Source organism: Wolbachia endosymbiont (group A) of Cydia splendana (genome assembly GCF_947179475.1).
Classification (GTDB): Bacteria; Pseudomonadota; Alphaproteobacteria; order Rickettsiales; family Anaplasmataceae; genus Wolbachia; species Wolbachia pipientis.
In genome coordinates, this window is sequence record NZ_CAMXBP010000002.1 from 149,646 (window position 1) to 170,304 (window position 20,659).

13 protein-coding genes and 3 pseudogenes are annotated in these 20,659 nt (G+C 35.5%); 10 read left to right on the plus strand and 6 right to left on the minus strand.

Annotation, left to right across the window (positions count from 1 at the left end):
• Positions 1-81: 81 nt before the first annotated feature.
• Positions 82-2,871 (minus strand): WPE palindromic element domain-containing protein, encoded by a 2,790-nt coding sequence (locus tag OM961_RS06490; protein WP_264339661.1) that lies wholly within the window; start codon positions 2,869-2,871, stop codon positions 82-84.
• Positions 2,872-2,971: 100 nt separating this feature from the next.
• Between OM961_RS06490 and OM961_RS06495 the strand changes: the two genes are divergently transcribed.
• The 6 genes and pseudogenes from OM961_RS06495 (at position 2,972) to OM961_RS06525 (ending at position 11,675) form a co-directional block, all read left to right on the plus strand.
• Positions 2,972-5,866 carry a phosphoribosylformylglycinamidine synthase subunit PurL gene (locus OM961_RS06495; RefSeq protein ID WP_264339662.1) on the plus strand — a complete coding sequence of 965 codons (2,895 nt, stop codon included), beginning with the start codon at positions 2,972-2,974 and terminating at the stop codon, positions 5,864-5,866.
• A gap of 95 nt (positions 5,867-5,961) precedes the next feature.
• Positions 5,962-6,474 carry a hypothetical protein gene (locus tag OM961_RS06500; protein ID WP_006279733.1) on the plus strand — a complete coding sequence of 171 codons (513 nt, stop codon included), beginning with the start codon at positions 5,962-5,964 and terminating at the stop codon, positions 6,472-6,474.
• 634 nt (positions 6,475-7,108) lie between these two features.
• Positions 7,109-9,904, plus strand: coding sequence for an excinuclease ABC subunit UvrA (gene uvrA / locus OM961_RS06505; protein ID WP_155969437.1), 2,796 nt, complete (start codon positions 7,109-7,111; stop codon positions 9,902-9,904).
• Between the two features lie 54 nt (positions 9,905-9,958).
• Positions 9,959-10,603, plus strand: coding sequence for a hypothetical protein (locus OM961_RS06510; protein ID WP_174515954.1), 645 nt, complete (start codon positions 9,959-9,961; stop codon positions 10,601-10,603).
• A 115-nt stretch (positions 10,604-10,718) separates the two neighbouring features.
• Positions 10,719-11,336 (plus strand): annotated as a pseudogene (locus OM961_RS07335) (ComF family protein); the annotation flags it as partial.
• A 198-nt stretch (positions 11,337-11,534) separates the two neighbouring features.
• Positions 11,535-11,675, plus strand: coding sequence for a hypothetical protein (locus tag OM961_RS06525; protein ID WP_264339663.1), 141 nt, complete (start codon positions 11,535-11,537; stop codon positions 11,673-11,675).
• 36 nt (positions 11,676-11,711) lie between these two features.
• Here OM961_RS06525 and OM961_RS06530 read toward each other — a convergent pair whose 3' ends face one another.
• Positions 11,712-11,846, minus strand: coding sequence for a hypothetical protein (locus OM961_RS06530; RefSeq protein WP_256437791.1), 135 nt, complete (start codon positions 11,844-11,846; stop codon positions 11,712-11,714).
• Between the two features lie 7 nt (positions 11,847-11,853).
• A pseudogene (locus OM961_RS07745) lies at positions 11,854-12,794 on the minus strand (IS5 family transposase).
• Between the two features lie 337 nt (positions 12,795-13,131).
• Between OM961_RS07745 and OM961_RS07460 the strand changes: the two are divergent.
• Positions 13,132-14,385: a leucine-rich repeat domain-containing protein gene (locus OM961_RS07460; protein WP_458694292.1), complete on the plus strand. Its 1,254-nt coding sequence runs from the start codon at positions 13,132-13,134 to the stop codon at positions 14,383-14,385.
• Between the two features lie 270 nt (positions 14,386-14,655).
• Positions 14,656-14,814, plus strand: coding sequence for a hypothetical protein (locus OM961_RS06555; protein ID WP_237357361.1), 159 nt, complete (start codon positions 14,656-14,658; stop codon positions 14,812-14,814).
• A gap of 198 nt (positions 14,815-15,012) precedes the next feature.
• On the opposite strand, the pseudogene terL reads toward OM961_RS06555, so the two are convergent.
• Positions 15,013-15,474 (minus strand): annotated as a pseudogene (terL, locus tag OM961_RS06560) (phage terminase large subunit); the annotation flags it as partial.
• Between the two features lie 90 nt (positions 15,475-15,564).
• On the opposite strand from terL, the gene OM961_RS06565 reads away from it, so the two are divergent.
• Positions 15,565-16,890: an IS4 family transposase gene (locus OM961_RS06565; protein ID WP_264339118.1), complete on the plus strand. Its 1,326-nt coding sequence runs from the start codon at positions 15,565-15,567 to the stop codon at positions 16,888-16,890.
• On the opposite strand, the gene OM961_RS06570 is transcribed toward OM961_RS06565, so the two are convergent.
• The gene (locus OM961_RS06570) at positions 16,867-17,040 is read right to left on the minus strand and encodes a hypothetical protein (protein WP_264339667.1); all 174 of its coding nucleotides are present in this window, start codon (positions 17,038-17,040) and stop codon (positions 16,867-16,869) included. The two genes, OM961_RS06565 and OM961_RS06570, sit on opposite strands and share 24 nt — an antisense overlap.
• An 81-nt stretch (positions 17,041-17,121) precedes the next feature.
• A complete protein-coding gene (gene hemF, locus OM961_RS06575; RefSeq protein ID WP_155969192.1) occupies positions 17,122-17,946 on the minus strand; it encodes an oxygen-dependent coproporphyrinogen oxidase in 825 nt (274 codons plus the stop codon).
• A gap of 160 nt (positions 17,947-18,106) precedes the next feature.
• Here hemF and OM961_RS06580 point away from each other — a divergent pair, with 160 nt between their 5' ends.
• Positions 18,107-20,587: a response regulator gene (locus OM961_RS06580; protein WP_264339669.1), complete on the plus strand. Its 2,481-nt coding sequence runs from the start codon at positions 18,107-18,109 to the stop codon at positions 20,585-20,587.
• Positions 20,588-20,659 lie beyond the last annotated feature (72 nt).

Here is a 20,659-nt window from a genome sequence, read left to right on the forward strand (position 1 = left end):
AACAAAGCCATCCCAGTGTCTGGGCACTGGGATGACACCCTTTTGGATGGAAACCAGTGTCAGGTACTCGGATGACACCATTTACAACCACTCTCCTACCCTTTCTAGCTGTTTATAGCTGTTAAATCTCAGGAATTTATCAAAATATGGAGAGGCAATAAAGGGTGTGGAATTACTTAAATAGTTAGATAAAAAACCAGGCAGATCATTTTTTAATTCTTGCATTTTGTATCTATAATTTTGTATAGAAATAACTTTTATTTTATCATAATCAAGTTTCCAATAAGCAAGTTCTGAGACTTCTCTTTTTGTTATATGTTCTACCGCTAAGGCTTGTAAAATTAATTGCGGAAAAAATCCCGACATTACTTCTTCATTGGAAGGTGGTGTACCAAGCTTATAGTCTATAATTGCCACTTGCCCACTTGGTAGATACTCAACTCTATCACATCTTGCTATCAGTGAAATTTCTTGTGGCTTATTTGTCATCCAAGCAGTTTCATACTGATCACAAGAACCAGTGTCACGCGCTGGAATATGAAATATCGGACAGGAAAAGTTCTTTTCCAACTCAACATAATTGCTTCGAGTTTCATCAAATTCGACAAAAGATTGAATTATCTTTTGTAGTCTTACCCACCACATATTTGAAAAATTAAACTGACTAGTCGAGAATGCTTCTCGTGCAATGCTCATTGGAGATTTTTTGTTGCGTAAATATCTTGCAAGAATGTTGTGTACCATAGTGCCAAATTCCAATATCGATGGCTTAAAATTCAAGTCTCTTAATTGTTTAAGGCCCAGTATATATTCAACGTAAAATGAATAAGGATTACGAATTAGCTTTTCTATTGCACTGCAAGACATCACCTGCATTTTTTCTTTTCTAACTTCGGTTTGAGGTTTTGGCATAGGCTGAGTACATGGAACAGTACATTCAGGCGTATTTAATATCCTTAGCCAATCACGATACGGCTGCTTCCCCTCCTTGAGTAGAATTTCCAAACGCTGCAATAGAATTGGTTTTCTATGGCTTAGCGATCTTGTAATATAAACCTTACTTGCACAAAACAAATTGTGTAAAGTATAAAAAAAATACCCCTGCTCTTCTTGCACGGAAGGAAGATTAAATTTTTCTCTCGTAAATGCATTCAAAAGCGGATTTTGAAAGCTTGGCGCTTCATTAAATCCAGCAAGTATTACAACTTTGTTGTGATATAAGCTGAATTTATTCAAGTCACTTGCTACAGAGAAAAACTCTTTCTCTAAAAATAAGGTCAGAATTTGGCTATATAACTCTAAGGAGCATTTAATTCCTACACCCTCACATGCATTTGAGAAATTACAGGTAAAATTACCTATTTCACTATTTAGCTCTGAAAAATTTATACCAGATAATATATTAATACACTGCAAATGAGTTGCTACCACATCAAAAATAGAGCAATTTATAGAACGAAGTAAAGGATTAAATATAACCTCTAACTTACTGATAATAAGTAATATATCTTCTTTGTATTTTAGCTTTTTATGGGCATTGATAGCATTTATAATATCGCTCAGGCCATTTGTACTAAAGTTGCGTAATATCTCTATTTCAAATTCAGATAAAATCCGAGTGTACTCTTCTTGAGTGTAACCAAAAGTCACTAGCCTATGTTTAAGGAGCGAAAGTAATGACACACTGCTCCAATTTGAGGTCAAAACTTCGATACTATAAAGCAGAAGCGTTATATAAGGGTAATTTTCCGGTATGGCACTGTGTTGCCTTGATAAACATGCTATACGAGCTGCAAGTAATTTATCAAAGACGACCAAAGAAATGTTTTCATAACCTTCATTTTCTATAATTAATGATGTCACTTGTGCTTCTTCCTCTCTGGAATCACAAGTGATGACTTCAATATTGCCAACATGTCCACTACTAACTTTGCTTAGATCGGCAGTTGTATCAAAGACGTAATCTAGATATTCCTCAGGACTTCCTGTTATCCCAGCCCTTTCTTCTGTCATCCCAGTGCTTGACACTGGGATCCAGTTTTCATTATACAGCCACCTGGTGCGCTCATTTAAAGTTAAGTTTTCTGGATCCCAGTGTCTGGGCACTGGAGAACACGCTTCTGGCAGAAAACTTACATCCTCTCTGCCTATACTTAAATAACCTAGCAGATCTTTCAGACAATATTGATAGTGTTTTTTATCAAGCAATTTCCAGTCTTTCTCTTTAATTTTCAAATTCAGGTTAGGCAAAATTATTTTTCCAAATGGCAGATCATATATAGCCTTAATTAACGACTTATCCTTTCCAATTCCAACAAAGATTATATATTGGTCTTTTTGTAAAGAGGTTATCATACTGTTTATGTAATCACTCTTATGTTCTAATATATCTACTACTCCTAAATCTTTTAAAATTTTATTCCATGTTTCAATAAGTAAATTTATGAAACTTTCTATTTTTTTTGAATGTTCATCGAACTCTGCCATTTGGGTATACTGAATTTTATCAAGCAATGATGGCAGGCTATAAGCTAAATCAATTGGAAAATTATCATTATTTTTTCTATTCCACTCCAATATGAATTGAATGAGTAGCAGCGTCCTTTTTGTTGGCTTGATAACTTTGACTCTATCAAGATTTAATATTAAATCCTCCTCATCGATGTTCTCTAGCGAAACTATCTCTGGCAAAATTATGCATTTTTTAGCGTTATAATTCTTGAATGCACTCAGCAGCGCTATCACATCCCTCTTGCAAGGAAGTATGATCTTTACTTCAGGGATTTTTTCTCTTTCATATTCAGAAAATATATGCTGAACCAGCACATCAAAAAGAGATTCATCCACATTAACGGTAAAAACTCTTCCCACTAACAGTAACAATTAATACAATACTTTTATTGTATAGAAATTATTCAAAATATAAACGTGCTTGTATGCTATTATATATTAAAATCTTTTATAACATTACATGACAAACATCAGAATAGAAATTTTAAATAAATGTGAGCAAGTTGGCCGCAGATGGTTAGTCAACGTTTACTCGATTTATATACACAAAGAATTACCACCAAAATTATATGAAGAAATTTGTGGGCTATTTTATAATAAAGTCATACAAGACTGCCGTTATTATTCCTACAACGAAAACCTTGAAGAAGTTCAATATGACTTCATAGAACCACAAGCTGAGTGGGGCTTGGAGATAAGCTTCTTACCTGGCATGACCGATAATGTAGGCAACACAGCAAAACAAATTGTTAGAGAGTATTTAATTAGCAAGGGCCACATTGATGAAGGCGTTCATATCAAAGCAAGAAGTTCAAAACTTATTTTGGGTAAAGGAAGCATGCCAACCGAAGATTATATAAAGCAAGAATTCAACCCTATCACTGAGTATTGCACGCTTGTTTATAAAAAAAACGGCAATTGCTATTGGAGGCATTACGGTAAATATAAAAAGTTTACTCAGTATCAGTCCGTGAAAAAGGATGCTAAGCCTGTTAACCTAAATGTAAGTGACCAAGAGCTTGAAAAGATCAGCAGAGATGGAATCAATGGTAACGGCACTTTAGGGCTCTCTCTGGCAGCAATGAAAGCTATAAAGGATTACTTTAAAAAACTTAATAGAAATCCATATGATATTGAACTTGAGTCCCTAGCACAAACTTGGTCTGAACATTGTAAGCACAATATCTTTTGCTCTCCTATTGATGAAATAAAAGATGGCCTATACGCACATTATATTAAGCGTGCAACGCGTGAGATAAATTCTGACATATGTGTGTCAGTTTTCTCCGACAATGCCGGAGGAATAATTTTTAATGACGATTACTTAATCGTAGATAAAGTTGAAACTCACAATAGCCCTTCGGCGCTTGATCCGTTTGGTGGAGCAATGACCGGAGTGCTTGGAGTTAATCGCGATATAGTGGGTTTCGGGAAAGGCGCGGAGCCTATAATGAATACCTATTACTTTTGCTTTGCCAAAGAAGCAAAAGGCAAGTTTTATAGGGACAAAGAGCGCACTGATGAGATCTTACCGCCAAAATATATAATGAAAGAAGTGATCCACGGTGTTAATGTTGCTGGTAATTGCTCTGGTATTCCAACGCAACTTGGATCGGTATATTTTGACGATAGATTTTGTGGCAAGCCGTTAGTTTTTGTTGGCAGTGTCGGAATTATTCCGCGCAACATAAATAACGCACCTTCACACATCAAAGGGCCTAAAAACAGCGATAAAATCGTAATTATTGGCGGAAGAGTTGGAAGAGACGGAATTCACGGTGCAACGTTTTCTTCAGAGGCTTTGTCGGGAAACAGCCCTTCAACGATTGTGCAAATTGGTGACCCTATAACACAAAAAAAACTATCCAATGCCGTCATAAAAGCAAGAGATCTTGGTCTTTATAATGCAATAACGGACAATGGAGCAGGTGGGCTGTCGTCGTCTATTGGTGAAATGGGAAAAGACGGATTTGAAGTTGATTTGAGCAAGGTTCTCCTTAAAAACGATGGTATGGCTCCGTGGGAAATATGGATATCAGAATCACAAGAGAGAATGACCTTAGCAGTGCCAGAAGAAAATCTCCCTATGTTTAAGCAAATCATGAAAAAACATGATGTGGAGGTTTGTGTGATTGGAGAGTTTAATGAGAGTGGTAAAGCCGTTGTTAAATGTCCTAAAGGGACAGTAATAATGGATATCGGAACTGAATTTCTGCATGATGGTAATCCTAAAATGCATTTACAGACAAAGCCGTGGTCTAAGGGGCTTCCAGCGCCACGCGCTGGAATGACAACAAGTTCGCCTTCTTTAGAAATTGAATTAAAAGAAATGTTAAGCAGACCAAACATTTGCAGTAAAGAGTTCATAGTGGTGCAATATGATCATGAGGTTCAAGGGTCGTCAGTGCTGAAACCACTGCAGGGCAAGGGAAGAGTGTGCAGTGAAGCTATTGTTTCAAGACCAATCCTTTCTTCAAATAAAGGTGTTGTAAAATCGCAAGGATTTGGCTCAAGTTATGGAGAAATTGACACCTACCACATGGCAGCATGTGCAATTGACACCGCGATACGCAACTATGTAGCCGCAGGAGGAAATATAAATCATCTAGCGTTGCTCGACAATTTTTGTTGGTGTGATGCTTATAATCCAGAAAGGTTGTGGCAACTAAAGAGAGCTGCAGAGGCTTGTTACGACTTTGCAACTGCATTTAAAACACCATTCATATCCGGAAAAGATAGTATGTTTAACGACTTTAAGGGATATGATGAAAATGGCGAGAAAGTGATGATATCTGCACCACCTTCATTACTCATCTCAGCAATTGGAATTATAGAAGATATTGAAAATGCGGTATCGCTTGATGTAAAAATGCCAGGAGACTTAATATACGTGCTTGGAGAAACACTTGATGAACTTGGTAGATCTGAATATCAGTTATATAGTGGAATAGGTAATAACAACGTACCAAAAGTTGATGCAAAGAGCGCTAGGAAGTTGTATGAGCGTTACAACCAGGCAATAAAAGATGGCATAATTGCCTCTGCAATTGCACCAAACTTAGGCGGATTAGTTATTGCTCTGGCAAAATCGCTAATTGCAGGAGATCTCGGTGCTGAAATCGATCTTTCACTAGTGCCAATAGGAAAAATACAAAATACAGACATAATAAACAAGATAATAATGTTTTCTGAATCGCAAAGTAGAATTTTGGTTACTATTGCACCACACAATCAGAAGAGGTTTGAAGAATTGTTTGAAGGTGCAGTTTATTCATGTATTGGCAAAGTAACAGAGAAAAAGGTGCTAAACATAAAGGATGTTTTAAAAGTAGATCTGAAAGATGTGGCATGCTAATATAAAATATTTTTCTTATTATGCTAAATAACTCTTTTACTATATGTAATGTTTATTTAGAATGAATGTATGTTATTAATTTTGGGTAGGTAATTATGTCTATTTTATCGATACTCCTGTTTATCAGTCTTTCTTTACTCAACACTTCAAATAAATTGATGATATGTGCTGCCTTATTTGTGGGAGCTGCTTTAGTTGTAAATTCAATGGTTGAATTTTATGGCAGAAGCAAAGCTACGTACAACTTAATAGTGTGTACAGCGCTATGTTGTGTTTTTAAATGGCAAAGTTTTAATTTGATGATATTGATTTCATATACTGCAATTTTAGTATCTCTTCTCTCAAGCATAATTATTTTTGAAAAATTGAAGTCCAAGTTGAATTTTCATATGGCAAATTTCATTACTTTAATTATAGCATCAGTGGTTGATAGTGCCGTTGTATGTGTTGGATTACTATACAAATTTTCTGCAGGTAAATGCTTATCAATATACATTAGAGATTTAATTTTTAAGTTTTCTTATGTGTCAGTATTGAGCATCTGCTTGTTTGTAGGAATGTATTTATTTTGCTTGGCGAACAAGAAGTATTTTAAGATTTCCACATAACCTGTTTTCTGATATAGCTAAACTGACTTTGGGTCCTGGGGGTGTATTTGGTGGTCCTAATACGTAACAACAGTTTAGAATTTATAGGTAGCCTAAACCCACAACTGTACAAACACTATGATTTGAGCCTATCAGGGGGGTGTCATTCCAGTGCCCAGACACTGGAATCCAGAAAAAAGAATGGTGTCATCCCAGTGCTTGACACATAGCTGTACGAACATTCATTTTTGAAGGTAAATTGCACAGCAAATGGTGTCATTCCAGTCTGGAATCCAGAAATTTTGCTTATAACTGAGCTGATGAGCTAAAGGTAGTTGTCTTACGCTAAAACAAACGTTTTTAATTAAGTTGCATAGAACCAGTGTCTGGGCACTGGCCCACTGGTGGGAATTGCTCCTAAACTACAACGTTCGTACAGCTATGTGCTTGACACTGGGATGACATCATAGGGGCACTGGCCTACTTAACCGTCATACCGTCGCGGTATCTCAGCCGCTAACAAGTAGCGGAATGACGATTTATCAAACGCTGCTTAATTTTCCGTAACAGTTGAAAAAATCAATAGAAAATCAATATATCACTATAAATTCACGTATTTTGAGGCTATAATGGTTAATACGCTATATGGTATAATATGGACGATTTTATCAGAGTTAAGGGCGCAAGGGAACATAATCTGCAAGGTGTAGACGTCAATATACCGAAAAATAAGCTAGTTGTTATAACTGGGCTAAGTGGTTCTGGCAAGTCTAGCCTTGCATTTGATACGATTTATGCAGAAGGCCAACGCCGGTACGTTGAAAGCCTGTCAGCTTACGCGCGTCAATTTCTCAACATTCAGGATAAACCAGATGTTGAGTCGATTACAGGTCTCTCTCCTGCAATATCTATCAACCAGAAATCGATCTCAAAAAATCCAAGGTCAACAGTTGGAACTGTTACCGAAATTTACGATTACTTGCGCTTAGTATATGCACGAATAGGAGTTCCTTATTCACCTGCAACTGGATTACCAATAACAAAACAAACGGTGTCTCAAATTGTAGATACTATAATTGCGTTACCTTTAGAAACTAAGATATATATACTTGCCCCTGTTGTGCGTGGTAGAAAGGGAGAACATCTTAAAGAGATATTGGAAATTAAAAGACAAGGTTACGTAAGGTTCAAAATAGATGGTGAAGTGTACAATGTAGATGACTTGCCTAAACTCGATAAGAACAAGAAACACGACATTTTTGTGGTTGCAGATAGAATATCAATATTGGGCGATATAGGAAATCGACTGCCAAGTAGTATAGAATCCGCACTAAAACTTGGTAATGGTCTAATGTATGTAGAAATAGTAAACCTACCTGACAACCATAATTCCGAGTATAAAAATGGTCAAATTCTGACTTTTTCAGAGAATTTTGCATGCCCCGAGTCTGGTTTCACTCTTGAGGAAATAGAACCAAGATTATTTTCTTTTAACAGCCCTTACGGTGCATGTGGTTCGTGTAATGGGCTTGGTAAAAAGCTGGCTATTGATGTGAAGCTGATAGTGCCAGATGAAACTCTTTCAATATCTGAAGGCGCTTTAAAGCCAGTGGGATCAATGTTCCGTCAAGTGCACACAGGTTATGGATTTTTAAAAAGTGCAATTCTATCACTGGCTGAAAATTGTAAATTTAGCCTTGATGTTCCGTGGAAGAACATAGATCAAGAAGTAAAAGATATGATACTCTTTGGCTTCGGTAAATTTCAAGGTTTGGTCAGTATCTTAGAAAACCAGATGGATTATGATGAAACGCTTGTTGAGCGATATTGCTCTGTTACTCACTGCAGAGAATGCACTGGCTATAGATTGAGAAAAGAAGCGCTTACAGTAAAAATTGATAGCAAACATATAGGTGAAATATCAGGGCTCAGCATCGATGAATCCCTTAAATGGTTTGAAAATTTGCCAGACAAGCTCACAGAACAACAGAAGCAAATCTCAAGTAAAATATTAAATGAAATAATCAAGAGGCTAGCATTTTTAAAGAATGTAGGGTTGAATTACCTAACGCTTGATCGAGAATCTAGCACTCTCTCTGGCGGTGAGAGTCAGAGGATCAGACTTGCTTCACAAATTGGCTCTGGTTTAACAGGAGTGCTGTACGTGCTTGATGAACCCTCGATAGGCCTTCATCAATGTGATAATGATCGGTTAATTGCCACACTAAAAAACTTAAGAGACATGGGTAACACTGTAATCGTTGTTGAGCATGATGAAGATACAATAATGGCTGCTGATTATGCGATTGATATTGGTCCTGGAGCTGGCGTAAATGGTGGAAAAGTTGTTGCAGAAGGAACACCAGACCAGGTGCAAAGAAATTCGGGGAGCATAACAGGGCAATATTTGAGTGGAGAGAAAAAAATTTTAATTCCAAGGAGAAGAAAGCAAGCAACTCAGTTCATAAAAGTAATAAATGCATGTGAAAATAACTTAAAAAATGTGAACGTTAAATTTCCTATAGGGAATCTTATTTGTGTTACTGGAATATCAGGAGGGGGAAAATCAAGTTTAGTCATAGAAACGTTATATAAATATTCAGCACATAAGATACATCATTCGTCTGCAAGGTATGGTCAGTGTGATAGAATAGAAGGCCTTGAATATATAGATAAAGTTATAGAAGTTGATCAGTCGCCAATTGGTAGAACTCCTGCGTCAAATCCAGCAACATATGTTGGTATGTTCACTCATATAAGAAATTGGTTTGCAGGTCTTTCGGAGTCAAAAGCAAGGGGATATAATATAGGCCGGTTTTCATTTAATACCAGAGGGGGAAGGTGTGAGGCTTGTAAAGGTGATGGGCACTTAAAGATAGAGATGCATTTTCTACCGGACGTTTATGTGAAGTGTGAGCAATGTAAAGGGCGAAGGTATAATCGGGAAACATTGGAAGTTACTTATAAAGAAAAATCAATCTCTGATGTCCTTGATATGACGATAGATCAAGCTTGTGATTTTTTTGAAAACCTTCCAATGGTAAAAGAAAAGTTGATTTCTTTGCAGGAAGTGGGGCTTGGCTATATAAAACTCGGACAGTCGTCAACAACGTTGTCTGGGGGTGAAGCACAACGAATAAAGCTGTCCAAGGAGCTATCAAAACGATTTACCGGAAGAACATTGTATATTCTTGATGAGCCAACAACTGGATTACACTTTGAAGATATAAATAACTTACTAAAAATACTCCATAGATTAGTCGATCTGGGAAACACTGTTATAGTTATCGAGCACAATTTGCACGTTATAAAAACTGCAGATTATATAATAGACATCGGACCAGAGGGCGGAATAAAAGGCGGAGAAGTGATTGCTACTGGAACTCCAGAAGAAGTGGTAAAAATTCCAGAAAGTGTTACAGGCAGGTATCTTAAAACGTATTTATTATAAACTATTTCTTAATTATATTAGGCTAGGTTGCATATTTATGATTTGGAGATAAGAATGTCAGTATATCGATACTTTAGAAGGTACGTTGAATATGGAGTTGTACCTGCTAAGAAAGCAGAAGATAACACACTAGTTCCAGAAAATAGTTTCTATAAATCTGTACGTTACGTTGATAATGTGCTAGGACCTGTAAAAGATGTAATTTGTGGAGTTGAGAGTAAAGACAATTATAACAAGTATTATCAAGATAATGATAAATGTGAATACGTGGGCCACAGAGCAGAGGGAGTGTATTCATTGTGTACACTGGGTGCTGTTTTAGCAGCCAACATAATATTGCAACCTTTATTTTTGATAGTGGCATGTTTGTCATACTTTCCAGTCAAGTTATTGTCAAAAATAACAGGGGACTATTGTTTTAAAACAGATACAAAATCATTCGTTAATTATTCAAACATATTTTTAGAAATGGGGCAAGATTGTGCTAATGCAGTAGCTAGAGTATTTAACAAGATTGTAAGTTATGCTTGCGCTGCTATCATTTGGGCTGCCGCGTCAATCATAACGCCACTTGTGTGGGCTTGTGACAAAGTGCAAAGTAAGTTGAGTGAAGTACAGAAGCCAGAAAAACATCAATTTTTATCTAAGGATAATTCAAAGACTACTTCAGTCAATGGTATACCACAAACTGAGTTATAAGTTCTGCTTTTCAGCAGCATGAACTATATTGAAATGGAATAAAAAGTGAAAGAGTGTAAGCTTAAGTTACTTTAGCTATACTATATAAATTATTTTATAATATATTTAATGAGTTGTGAACCTTCTCTTACTAAAAAAAGCTACAAATCTCATATTTCCAAGCGTATGCGTAAGTTGCGAATGTATCATTGATGAAAATCTTAATCTGTGTAGTGAATGCAACAAAAAAATCAATTTTCTAACTAAGCATTACTGCAATGTTTGTGGCGTAGTAATCTCAGACAATATTTATACGTGTGGTAAGTGCATCATCAATCCTCCACCGTTTAAAGTATTAAGATCAGTTTTTGCTTATGATCAACATAGTAGAAACATGATTATAAATTTCAAATTTTTTGATAATTTGAATTACGTAAAAATCTATGCAAAGTGGATACACCAAGCTAATCAGGATACATTTCAGAACGCAGAGATCATAATTCCTATACCGTTACATAAAATGCGCTTGTTTAAACGTAAATATAATCAAGCAGCACTGCTTGCAAAAGAATTGAGTAAGTTGTCCAATTTATCCTATACGCCATTTGCAATAAAACGCCTTCGCCATACTGCGCCTCAAGCTGGTCTTTCACTTAAACAGCGTGAAAAAAATTTAAAGAAGGCTTTTAAAACAAGCAACAAGAAAATTATCGAAAATAAAATCGTGATATTAGTTGATGATGTGGTAACAACCTTACTATTACCCACAAATAAAAACATAGTATTGTATTTACTCAAATAATTTAATTTTATTAACCTGAAAGCTTATTAGATTAAAATTATTAAACTAAGAGTTATAATTTTAGCAACTAAAAGCTGTAAATTGCACCATATAAACAGTTATTTCAAGCAAAAGTTATGCCATTAAGAGCTATGCAACAAACATTTATATTTGTGGGTAATAGTAAGGGTAACAACCGGAGCAACTGTAAGATCTTGCTCTCAGGAAATTTTAAACTCCGGTGCAAAAGAAGTGAGAGTGCTATCACTTGCAAGAACGGTGAATGATTGGACCTCTTGCATAAAAAATTAGCAGTCAGTATCATCCAAGTAGCTTGACTACTTGGATCTATTTTTTTCTAGATTCCAGCGCCAGCGTCACGCACATAGCTGTACGAACATTGTTTGCCAAGGAGGGTGTCATCCCAGTGCTTGACACTGGGATGGCTTTGTTGCATCGCTCTTCGGATAGTAGGTAACGCACAATAAATTTATGAAGCTATCTCAAATTTAGCCATACCAATATCAGTGAACTTATTGAGCAAATAGCATTTAACAAGTAGTTCCTTCTCTCTATTTGTCTCAGATTTATTCCTAAAACTAAACCCGAATGTTTGTTTCAGTCGCGAGAAAAAACTTTCTATATAAGATCTTTTTCCATAACTCATCTCTTTTTTCCACTTCTTTATACCATCTTCATCATATGACTTTATGAGCTTGACTGCAGAATTTCTCTCAGCCATATAGTCTAACTTTGGATGCTCTGCTGCGTTGTTTTTCGGAGGAATTTTCGTTTTTATACCATATTGATTACACAGCTTATAGAGCTTTTCTCTGTCATATGCCCTATCTGCATATAGTACTTTTATGGCATGCTGAAAATCAACTTCTTTTAGCAAATCACAAGCTCCATAGTGATCAGCCGTTACTGTATTTTACAGCTATGGCTTTTTTGCTGTTTGTATTCAACATTACATGCAATTTTCTTGTCTGTTCATAGCTGCGATACTTTCTATCTTCGCTATTTTCTTTGCTATGACCAGGAGTGTTGTTGTATATACTAATTCCTGTACTGTCTATAGCAATTTCGATATCTTCCATATTATTTTCTGCAATCATTGATCTTAATATTGAGTTTCTTAAACCTTCTTGATGATTGTGAATAGCTGATAACTTGCAAATTTTTCCCAATTTGCTCAAGGTATCCTGCTATAAACCCAACTGTTTGCCTCAGGCCTATTCTAAATAAACAAGTTATTATGTGCACCAAAATTACAACTTTATCGCTATAAATATTGTTGCCACCTGGTATTTTTGGACCATTCTCGTACCACTTTTCTATGGCTTCGTTGATATAATGAAAAATATTTCCTCTTTTTTCTAGAAATTTGTTATATTCGCTATGGTTACTGACCCTCATTTTTTGTGGCATATTTTTTCTTCAACAGTTAAATCGCTATTTATAATGAATTTTGTCAGTAATCACTAATTTTTCTGCTGCTATGCAACAAAGCCCACTGGGATCCAGGAAAGTTTGCTTGTGAGCAAGCAAACTAGTATAGAAAGTGGTTACAACATTTTCGATGAGATTATATGGAAAACTGGATCCCAGTGTCAGCTACTCGGATGACAGGAGAGGGGACTGGGATAGCAAGAGAAGAATTCTGAAACGACAAACCTCAAAAAAAACTTATGTAAAATCTAGCATTAACGAAAATTATACTTTTTTCATGCATGCTATGGTTTTTATAATTAACGGAGAGTGTGATATGGCGTTAGGTGATCAATTGAATGCTAAGACAGAACAAGAGCTCATAGACGACGGTGCTTTTATAAATGCTTTAGTAGAAAAGCTCGCAGCAGGTGTTGGTAATAGTGGTGTTTATACTAAAACTGCTGCAAATACTGCATTTGTTAAAACTGATGGTTCCAATGCAACTGAAGCTGGTGTAACTGCTATGCTAGGCACACTTAGAGGAAATAACCAAGTTGTTAAAGCTAACGGTGACAATGCAACTGAAGCTGGTGTAACTGCTATGCTAGGCACACTTAAAGGAAATAACCAAGTTGTTAAAGCTAACGGTGACAATGCAACTGAAGATGGCGTAAATGCTATGCTAGACAGACTTACTGGAGATAACGTAGTTGCTAAAGTCAATGGTTCCAATGCAACTGATCCTGGTGTAACTACTATGTTAAGCAAACTTACTGGAGCTAACGTAGTTGCTAAAATTGATGGTTCTAATGTAGAGGAAGCTGGTGTAAATGCTATGTTAGGCAAACTCACTGATAAAGTTGTTAAAGTTCCAGATCTCATTACTAAAGTTAACGTTCTTGGTGATAATGCAACTGAAGCTGGTGTGAAAGCTATGTTAGATAAGCTCTCAGCAAACGAGAAAGTTGCTAAAGTTTCTGATCTCACTACCAAAGTTAATGTTGCTGGTGACAACGTAACTGATGCTGGTGTAAATGCTATGTTAGACAAACTCACTGATAAAGTTGTTAAAGCTACAGAGCTTAAAACAAAAGCTGCAGAAAAAGAGGTCGTGGATGCTATAACTGCTTCTTCTGATTTTACAAATAAGGTATATATTAAAGCTGCTCCAGCTGATGAAGTTTATACTAAAACTGTTACAGATACTACGTTTGCTAAAATCGATGCTTCTAACCTTACAGATGCAGCAAACAAGAAAGCTTTCGCGGAAGCTATACTTCCTGCACAAGACGGCGACAAATCAATTTTAGTGGATAAATTGGGGGACGCCATAGCTAGCACAGATAAAGCAGAGTATAATGTTGGAACTGAACAAACAGCAAAACAGTTCTTAAACAGTAGAGGGCTAACTCCATCAGAGGATGCAATATTTACTAGACTCACAAGCAATGACAATTTCAAAACAAGCGTTGCAATGAATGTCAATGCTAGTGATACAGGATTTCAAAATGCTGTAAGGGAAGTAATGTCACAACCGCGATTTGAGATTCCAGGCGAAGCAGATGTTCCAATTTCTGCGGATTGGTAATTCAGCGCTAGATCCAAGTAGTCACGCTACTTGGATGACGTCATACGGTCCTCGGATGACGAAAAAAAGGACTCGGATAACACCCTACAATGTCATTCCAGCGCGTGACGCTGGAATCCAGGTCTTTTTAGCTATCATAGGATGACAGAAGCAGACCCTCCACTTTGTCATTCCAGTACCCTCTTCTTGTCATGAAAGTAGCTGACACTGGTCTCCATCCAAGAGGGTGTCATCCGAGTAGCTGACACTGGTTTACTTTATGATGATGTCATGCAAGTAGCTTTCCATCCAAAAGGGTGTCATCCCAGTGCCTTGACTACTTGGATCCAGAAAAAAGAATGGTGTCATGAAAGTAGCCTCCTTCTCCTGTCATCCCAGTGCCTTGACTACTTGGATCCAGGAAAGTTTGCTTGTGAGCAAGCAAACTAGCATAGAAAGTGGTTACAACATTTTCGATGAGATTATATGGAAAACTGGATCCCAGTGTCAAGCACTGGGATGATATCATCCTTCTACGTCATACCGCGATTCATTCGCGGTATCTCTAGATCCCGCTAACACGTAGCGGGATGACGGTTGTCAGGGTGTCATGCAAGTAGCTGACTACTTGGATCTGGTAGGCTTAAATCACAATGCCCGTAAAGCTGCGACCCTAGAGCTACTATCTCTCACCCACTGCAAATATTGCACGGTACTATCCACTTGATCATCGTGTCGAGTTTCAGGAAACATTAAAATCTCATACTCAAAATCGTTCAGCCATACTGCTTGGTGCGGCAGAAAAACCTTGCCAGACTCTATAATCGGAACAATTTGATAAAATCGAGTGAGTTTGTCATCATGTGGTACTATTTCGATAATTGGTAAATCACTGTTTGTCTTTAGCTCTTGCACCAATTGCTGACCACTTGTTTTTGCTTCGATTAAAATTGCGTGCGGTGTCCATCTTGCAGCTAGTGACAGAACTTGCTCTTTAAGCTTTGGATACTCAAGCTTTGCGCGATATACATCGAGTAAATAGAATTTATTGCCCACTTTTGTCCAGGTGGTGCAGACGCTAAAGTTGCTCATGCTGCTTGTTGAAACTGCCATACGCGTCAAGTTAAGGAAATAAAGGTATGAAAGAGATAGAATAATAAGGTATAAGTTCTCCCAGATATACTTTTAGTGAGAGAACCAATGAATAAAATAACTTGCTTATCAAAAAAGCTCAAAGAATTTTTTAATGAAAAAGCAGAGAAAATCTCAATTACAACAAGGTTTATAAAAAGAAAGAGAAAGCTAAAAGGTTCATCATTCGTAAAAGCCATGGTCTTGGGTAATATAGGAGTTGATAATTGTAGCGTAGAAACAATGTGTCAATTACTAAACGAGGACTCGATAGATATAACAAAACAAGGTTTGGATTTTAGATTTACTGAAGAAGCAGTGGAATTTATGAAAAGGATGTATAATGAATCTGTGATTCTCTTTAAAAATATCTTGCAAGTTGATTGCAAAATCTTACAGCAATTTAATAGTGTTAAATTATTGGACAGTAGCTATATTACTCTACCTAACAGTATGGAAGAGATGTATAAAGGTTATGGTACTAGCTACAGTGGCTATGAAAGCAATACTAAGTCTGGAATAAAGTTACAATTAGTTTTCGACTACATGAATCAGATAATAGACCAACTTAATTTAACGGAGGGGGTAAGATCAGACCAGGGATATAGGAAACATTTAAGTAATATATTAAGCAATGATTTGCTAATATCTGATCTCGGTTATTTTGTGCCAAGTTCTTTTAAACAAATCAATGAAATAGGAGCTTATTTCATAAGTCGTTATAAATCCGATACCAACATATATGATGTAGAAACAAATCAAAAAATGGAGTTATTAGAATGTTTAGAGGATAAGTTATTTTTAGAAAACGAGGTATTGTTAGGAAAAGAAGCAAAAATTAGAGTAAGAATTATATGTCAGAAACTAACTGAAGAACAGTCTATGGCCAGAAGAAGGAAAGCTAATAGATTAGCAAGATCGCAGGGATATACATCCTCTAAAAGAAATCAAAAATTGTTGAACTGGTCAATATTTATAACTAATGTTCCAGAAAATAAAATTAGTGCTGAGCAAGTATTAACGATTTACAGAGTAAGGTGGCAAATTGAGTTATTATTTAAATTGTATAAAAGCCATATCAGGCTTGATAAGCTAAAAGGAAAGCCATGCAGAGTATTATGTGAACTATATGCTAAATTGTGCGCAATTCTTATATTTCACGGCATAGTTGGTTGCACAGAAGTGAAAAAGAATACAGAACTTAGCTTAACAAAGGCATTTATTGAGCTAAAAAGGCGGGTTAGAGAGTTATTTTTAGTATTAACCAAAATTAATAGTTTAAAAGCATTTCTTAAAAAACTCACTATAACTTGGTCGCGATTTTCATTAAAAGACAAACGTAGAAGGGCTAGAGTATCCACTTTAACCTCTCTAAATTTGCTCACAATCTCTTAACTTGACGCGTATGGTATTCTTGAGAGACATAGTCTTTGAAAAGAATTTTCTAAAACTATTTAATGCATCATAGAGAATTAGAGTCAGTTTAACACCTTTTATGTCATTGTTTTTGACAGATTTAATTAAAAAATTATCTATTATGCCCATGATTATACCCCCTATATAAAAGCTCACTACCATGGTACAATTTTAAACTATGATGATTTATTTTCTACTAATAGCAGCTCTCTATAACCACTTAACAAGTGGTGGCATTGACATCATAATTGCATCTGGATTGCCGTCAGTCATTAAACCAAACCTTGTGCCACGATCGTATAACAGATTGAATTCTACATATCTGCCACGTTTTATTAATTGATTTTCTCGTTGTTCTTTTGTCCAAGATTTTTGCATATGTTTACGTATGACGTGCGAATAAATTTCCAAAAAGGCTTCACCTACTGCTTTTGTGAACTCAAAATCATTTTCCCAATTACCAGAACTCAGATTATCATAGAAAATACCACCAATGCCACGTGGCTCTTTTCTGTGTTGTAAGAAAAAATAATTGTCACATTGCTCTTTAAATTTTGGATAATATCCGGTGTCAAATCTATCACATGTCATTTTGATTGATTCATGAATATACTTGCAATCTTCTTCATTTCTATATATTGGCGTAAAATCCATTCCTCCACCAAACCATTGTTTTGAAGTATATATCAGCCTTGTGTTCATATGTGCTGCAGGGATAAGGGGCGATTGCATATGAGACACTAAAGATATACCGCTTGCCCAGAACTCTCCGTTACTTTCACTTGCACCAGGAATTTCATTAATGGCTGAATCTGCAAATTTTCCGTGTACTTTTGAAACGTTTACTCCAACTTTTTCAAAAACATTACCAAAAATAATTGTAGATTCACCACCTCCACCACCTGGGCGATCCCACTTTCTCTTTTCGATCTTTGGCTCTGCGGATGATTGTTTTTCAATTAATAAGAAAGATTCTATGATCTTATCTCTTAGTGCACAGAACCATTTAAATGCTTGTGTTTTTTGTTTTTCCATAATATCCTCTTGCTAGCTTATTAACATTGTTATATCTGATATTTAAGGAACTTAATTAGATTTGGATGATAATTATCTATCAAAGACGTTAATAAATCTATAATAATTAAATCAATATAATAGAACATTTTCGTATGTACAACAATGCCAAGTAACAATAATGAATAAAAGATACATAGATAACAAAAAAGAGAACAGGGTTGACTTCATACTAAGAAATTATGGAATGTCAATTGTTGTGATGGCAGTTATTATGCTCTTACCTCCAGTAGCAATATCGATACTCTACTTTTTTGATATATATAGTCAGCATATTAATATAGAGATTAATTTATTAGTTAGCATTCTAACAACTCTCTTTATGATTTATAATGTAAAACGCTACAGATACCTACTTAATACTATAGAATTTCAAAATGCAATATTTGCAAATGCACTAAATCATAATACAGAATTTTGCCTTATTTTACATAAAGATGAAGGTATTATTTATGCTGATGCAAGGTTCTACGAAAGGTTTAAAGATCATATAGATGATGACATTACGTTAGACAAGATTCTTGAAATAGGAGATGTTTCAGAAGCAGACAAAAAAGTACTCTATCATGCACTAAAAAATAACTCTTCTGTACAGGTATGCATTTCCTTAAACAAGAAGAATAGAGTATCTAACTTTCTTTTGCTCTTTGAGCCGATACCAGATAATCCCCAAATTGCTATAAATAGTAATAAGATTTTAAATTTATCATTAGTGCCAATAGCAAGGCCAGATGGGTATTTTGTATTAAAAGCAACACAGATAAACAAGGAGCAGATATATGAAGAGTTAATAGAAAAACACAGCATAGGAACTTACATTGCAAATGCCAAAGGGGTGATTTTATCTGTAAATAAAAGATTTTTAGACATATTTGAACTAAAAAAACTGGAAAAAGGTAGCTCAATCAGTGATTTTATATCTCAATCTAAATATAACAATACAACAACCGATAATGAAATTTTGTTTTTTACTATAAGTGGTATTCCATTCAAGGCTTATATGAGCACTGCTATATTTTGTGATAAATACAACCATAGCTATATATATGGCTTTATAACACCAACCGAATCAAATATTGTTGATTATCAATTACACCCTTGTTTTGCAAATTCATCAATTGCTATTGCACAATGTGACATAAACGGCAACTTTGTAAAGAAAAATACGGCACTAATAAAGCTTGCAGGGTCAGATAATAATTCAATCTTTACGTTGATATTGGATAGTTATCATGTGAAAATACGTGAATATTTTTCGAGTAATAGAATAAATAATGCGTCTTTTGATGTACAGCTCAACGGCGGTAATAACATAAAAATATATTTCAATAAGTTTCTTCATAATAAAATGATCTTCATACTTTGTTATTTTATTGACAATACTGAACACAAAAACCTAGAGATAAAGCTTGAGCATTATCAAAAGATGCAAGCTATAGGGCAGTTAGCAGGTGGTATTGCGCATGATTTCAACAATATATTGACTGGGATAATAGGATTTTGCGATTTGCTTTTACTCCAACACTCAGCTGGTGACCCATCTTTTGGAGATATAATACAGATACAGCAAAATGCAAAGCGTGGATCAAATTTAGTAAGACAATTGCTTGCTTTCTCAAGAAGACAGACCTTGCAGCCAAAAATTATTGATGTAAATAATACTATAGCTAATCTTTATGAAATGATAAAAAGATTAATAGGTGAAAATATAAAATTTAATATTTATTATGGTAGAGACTTGGGTGCTGTTAGGGCTGATCAAGGGCAATTAGAGCAAGTTATACTTAACTTAGCAGTCAATGCTAGTGCTGCTATGGAAAAGGGCGGAGAATTAACTATACGAACCTTTAATCAAAAGATTGACTCATTAAATTCTACACCTCAGGATATGTTTTCTCCAGACAAGGAAACGATCGAACATGGAAATTATGTTGTGATTGAAGTAATTGATACTGGATGTGGAATGACAAGTGATACAATTGGAAAGGTATTTGACCCATTTTTTTCTACCAAAGATATTACCTCTGGTACAGGTCTTGGCCTCTCTACTGTATATGGCATTATTAAACAAACTGAAGGATACATCTATGTTGCTAGCAAAGTAAATCATGGAACTAAATTTAGCATATTTTTGCCCATGGTTTACATATCAGATGAAAATCTGAGAGAGGAAGATAGTGAAGAAATAGAAAGACCGGTAGTAAGTGAAATTAAAGGTAATGGTATAATTTTATTGATTGAAGATGAAGATTCAGTAAGGGAATTCATTGCTAAAGCACTAAAAAGGAAAGGATTTGATGTAATAGAAGCAAGCATAGGCAGCGAGGCGCTAGAAATAATCAGTAAAAAAAGTCAACACATAGATCTTATAATCACTGATGTAATCATGCCAGAGGTGAGCGGCCCAGAAATAGTTAAAGAAGCATTGATCCATAGGCCAAATATCAACGTTATTTTTATTTCTGGGTATGCAGAAGATGCTTTTTTAAAGAGTGATGACATCAATATAGAAGATTTTCACTTTTTGCCAAAACCATTCACTCTGAATGAATTAGGAAACAAGGTTCAAAGTGTGTTACACAAAGCAAAAAAGACAGTCTAATTTTAGTGTGGTTAACAACAAAAAAATTTTCTAATGCAAAAGTTTCTTGCATATATACAATAGAATTATTTT

Coding starts and splice junctions, on each gene's coding strand:
- OM961_RS06580 (WP_264339669.1), top strand. CDS start 18,107: ATGAATAAAAGATACATAGATAACAAAAAAGAGAACAGGGTTGACTTC.
- OM961_RS06565 (WP_264339118.1), top strand. CDS start 15,565: ATGAATAAAATAACTTGCTTATCAAAAAAGCTCAAAGAATTTTTTAAT.
- OM961_RS06510 (WP_174515954.1), top strand. CDS start 9,959: ATGTCAGTATATCGATACTTTAGAAGGTACGTTGAATATGGAGTTGTA.
- OM961_RS06495 (WP_264339662.1), top strand. CDS start 2,972: ATGACAAACATCAGAATAGAAATTTTAAATAAATGTGAGCAAGTTGGC.
- uvrA (WP_155969437.1), top strand. CDS start 7,109: ATGGACGATTTTATCAGAGTTAAGGGCGCAAGGGAACATAATCTGCAA.
- hemF (WP_155969192.1), bottom strand. CDS start 17,946: ATGGAAAAACAAAAAACACAAGCATTTAAATGGTTCTGTGCACTAAGA.
- OM961_RS06500 (WP_006279733.1), top strand. CDS start 5,962: ATGTCTATTTTATCGATACTCCTGTTTATCAGTCTTTCTTTACTCAAC.
- OM961_RS06570 (WP_264339667.1), bottom strand. CDS start 17,040: ATGGGCATAATAGATAATTTTTTAATTAAATCTGTCAAAAACAATGAC.
- OM961_RS06555 (WP_237357361.1), top strand. CDS start 14,656: ATGCAAGTAGCTTTCCATCCAAAAGGGTGTCATCCCAGTGCCTTGACT.
- OM961_RS07460 (WP_458694292.1), top strand. CDS start 13,132: ATGGCGTTAGGTGATCAATTGAATGCTAAGACAGAACAAGAGCTCATA.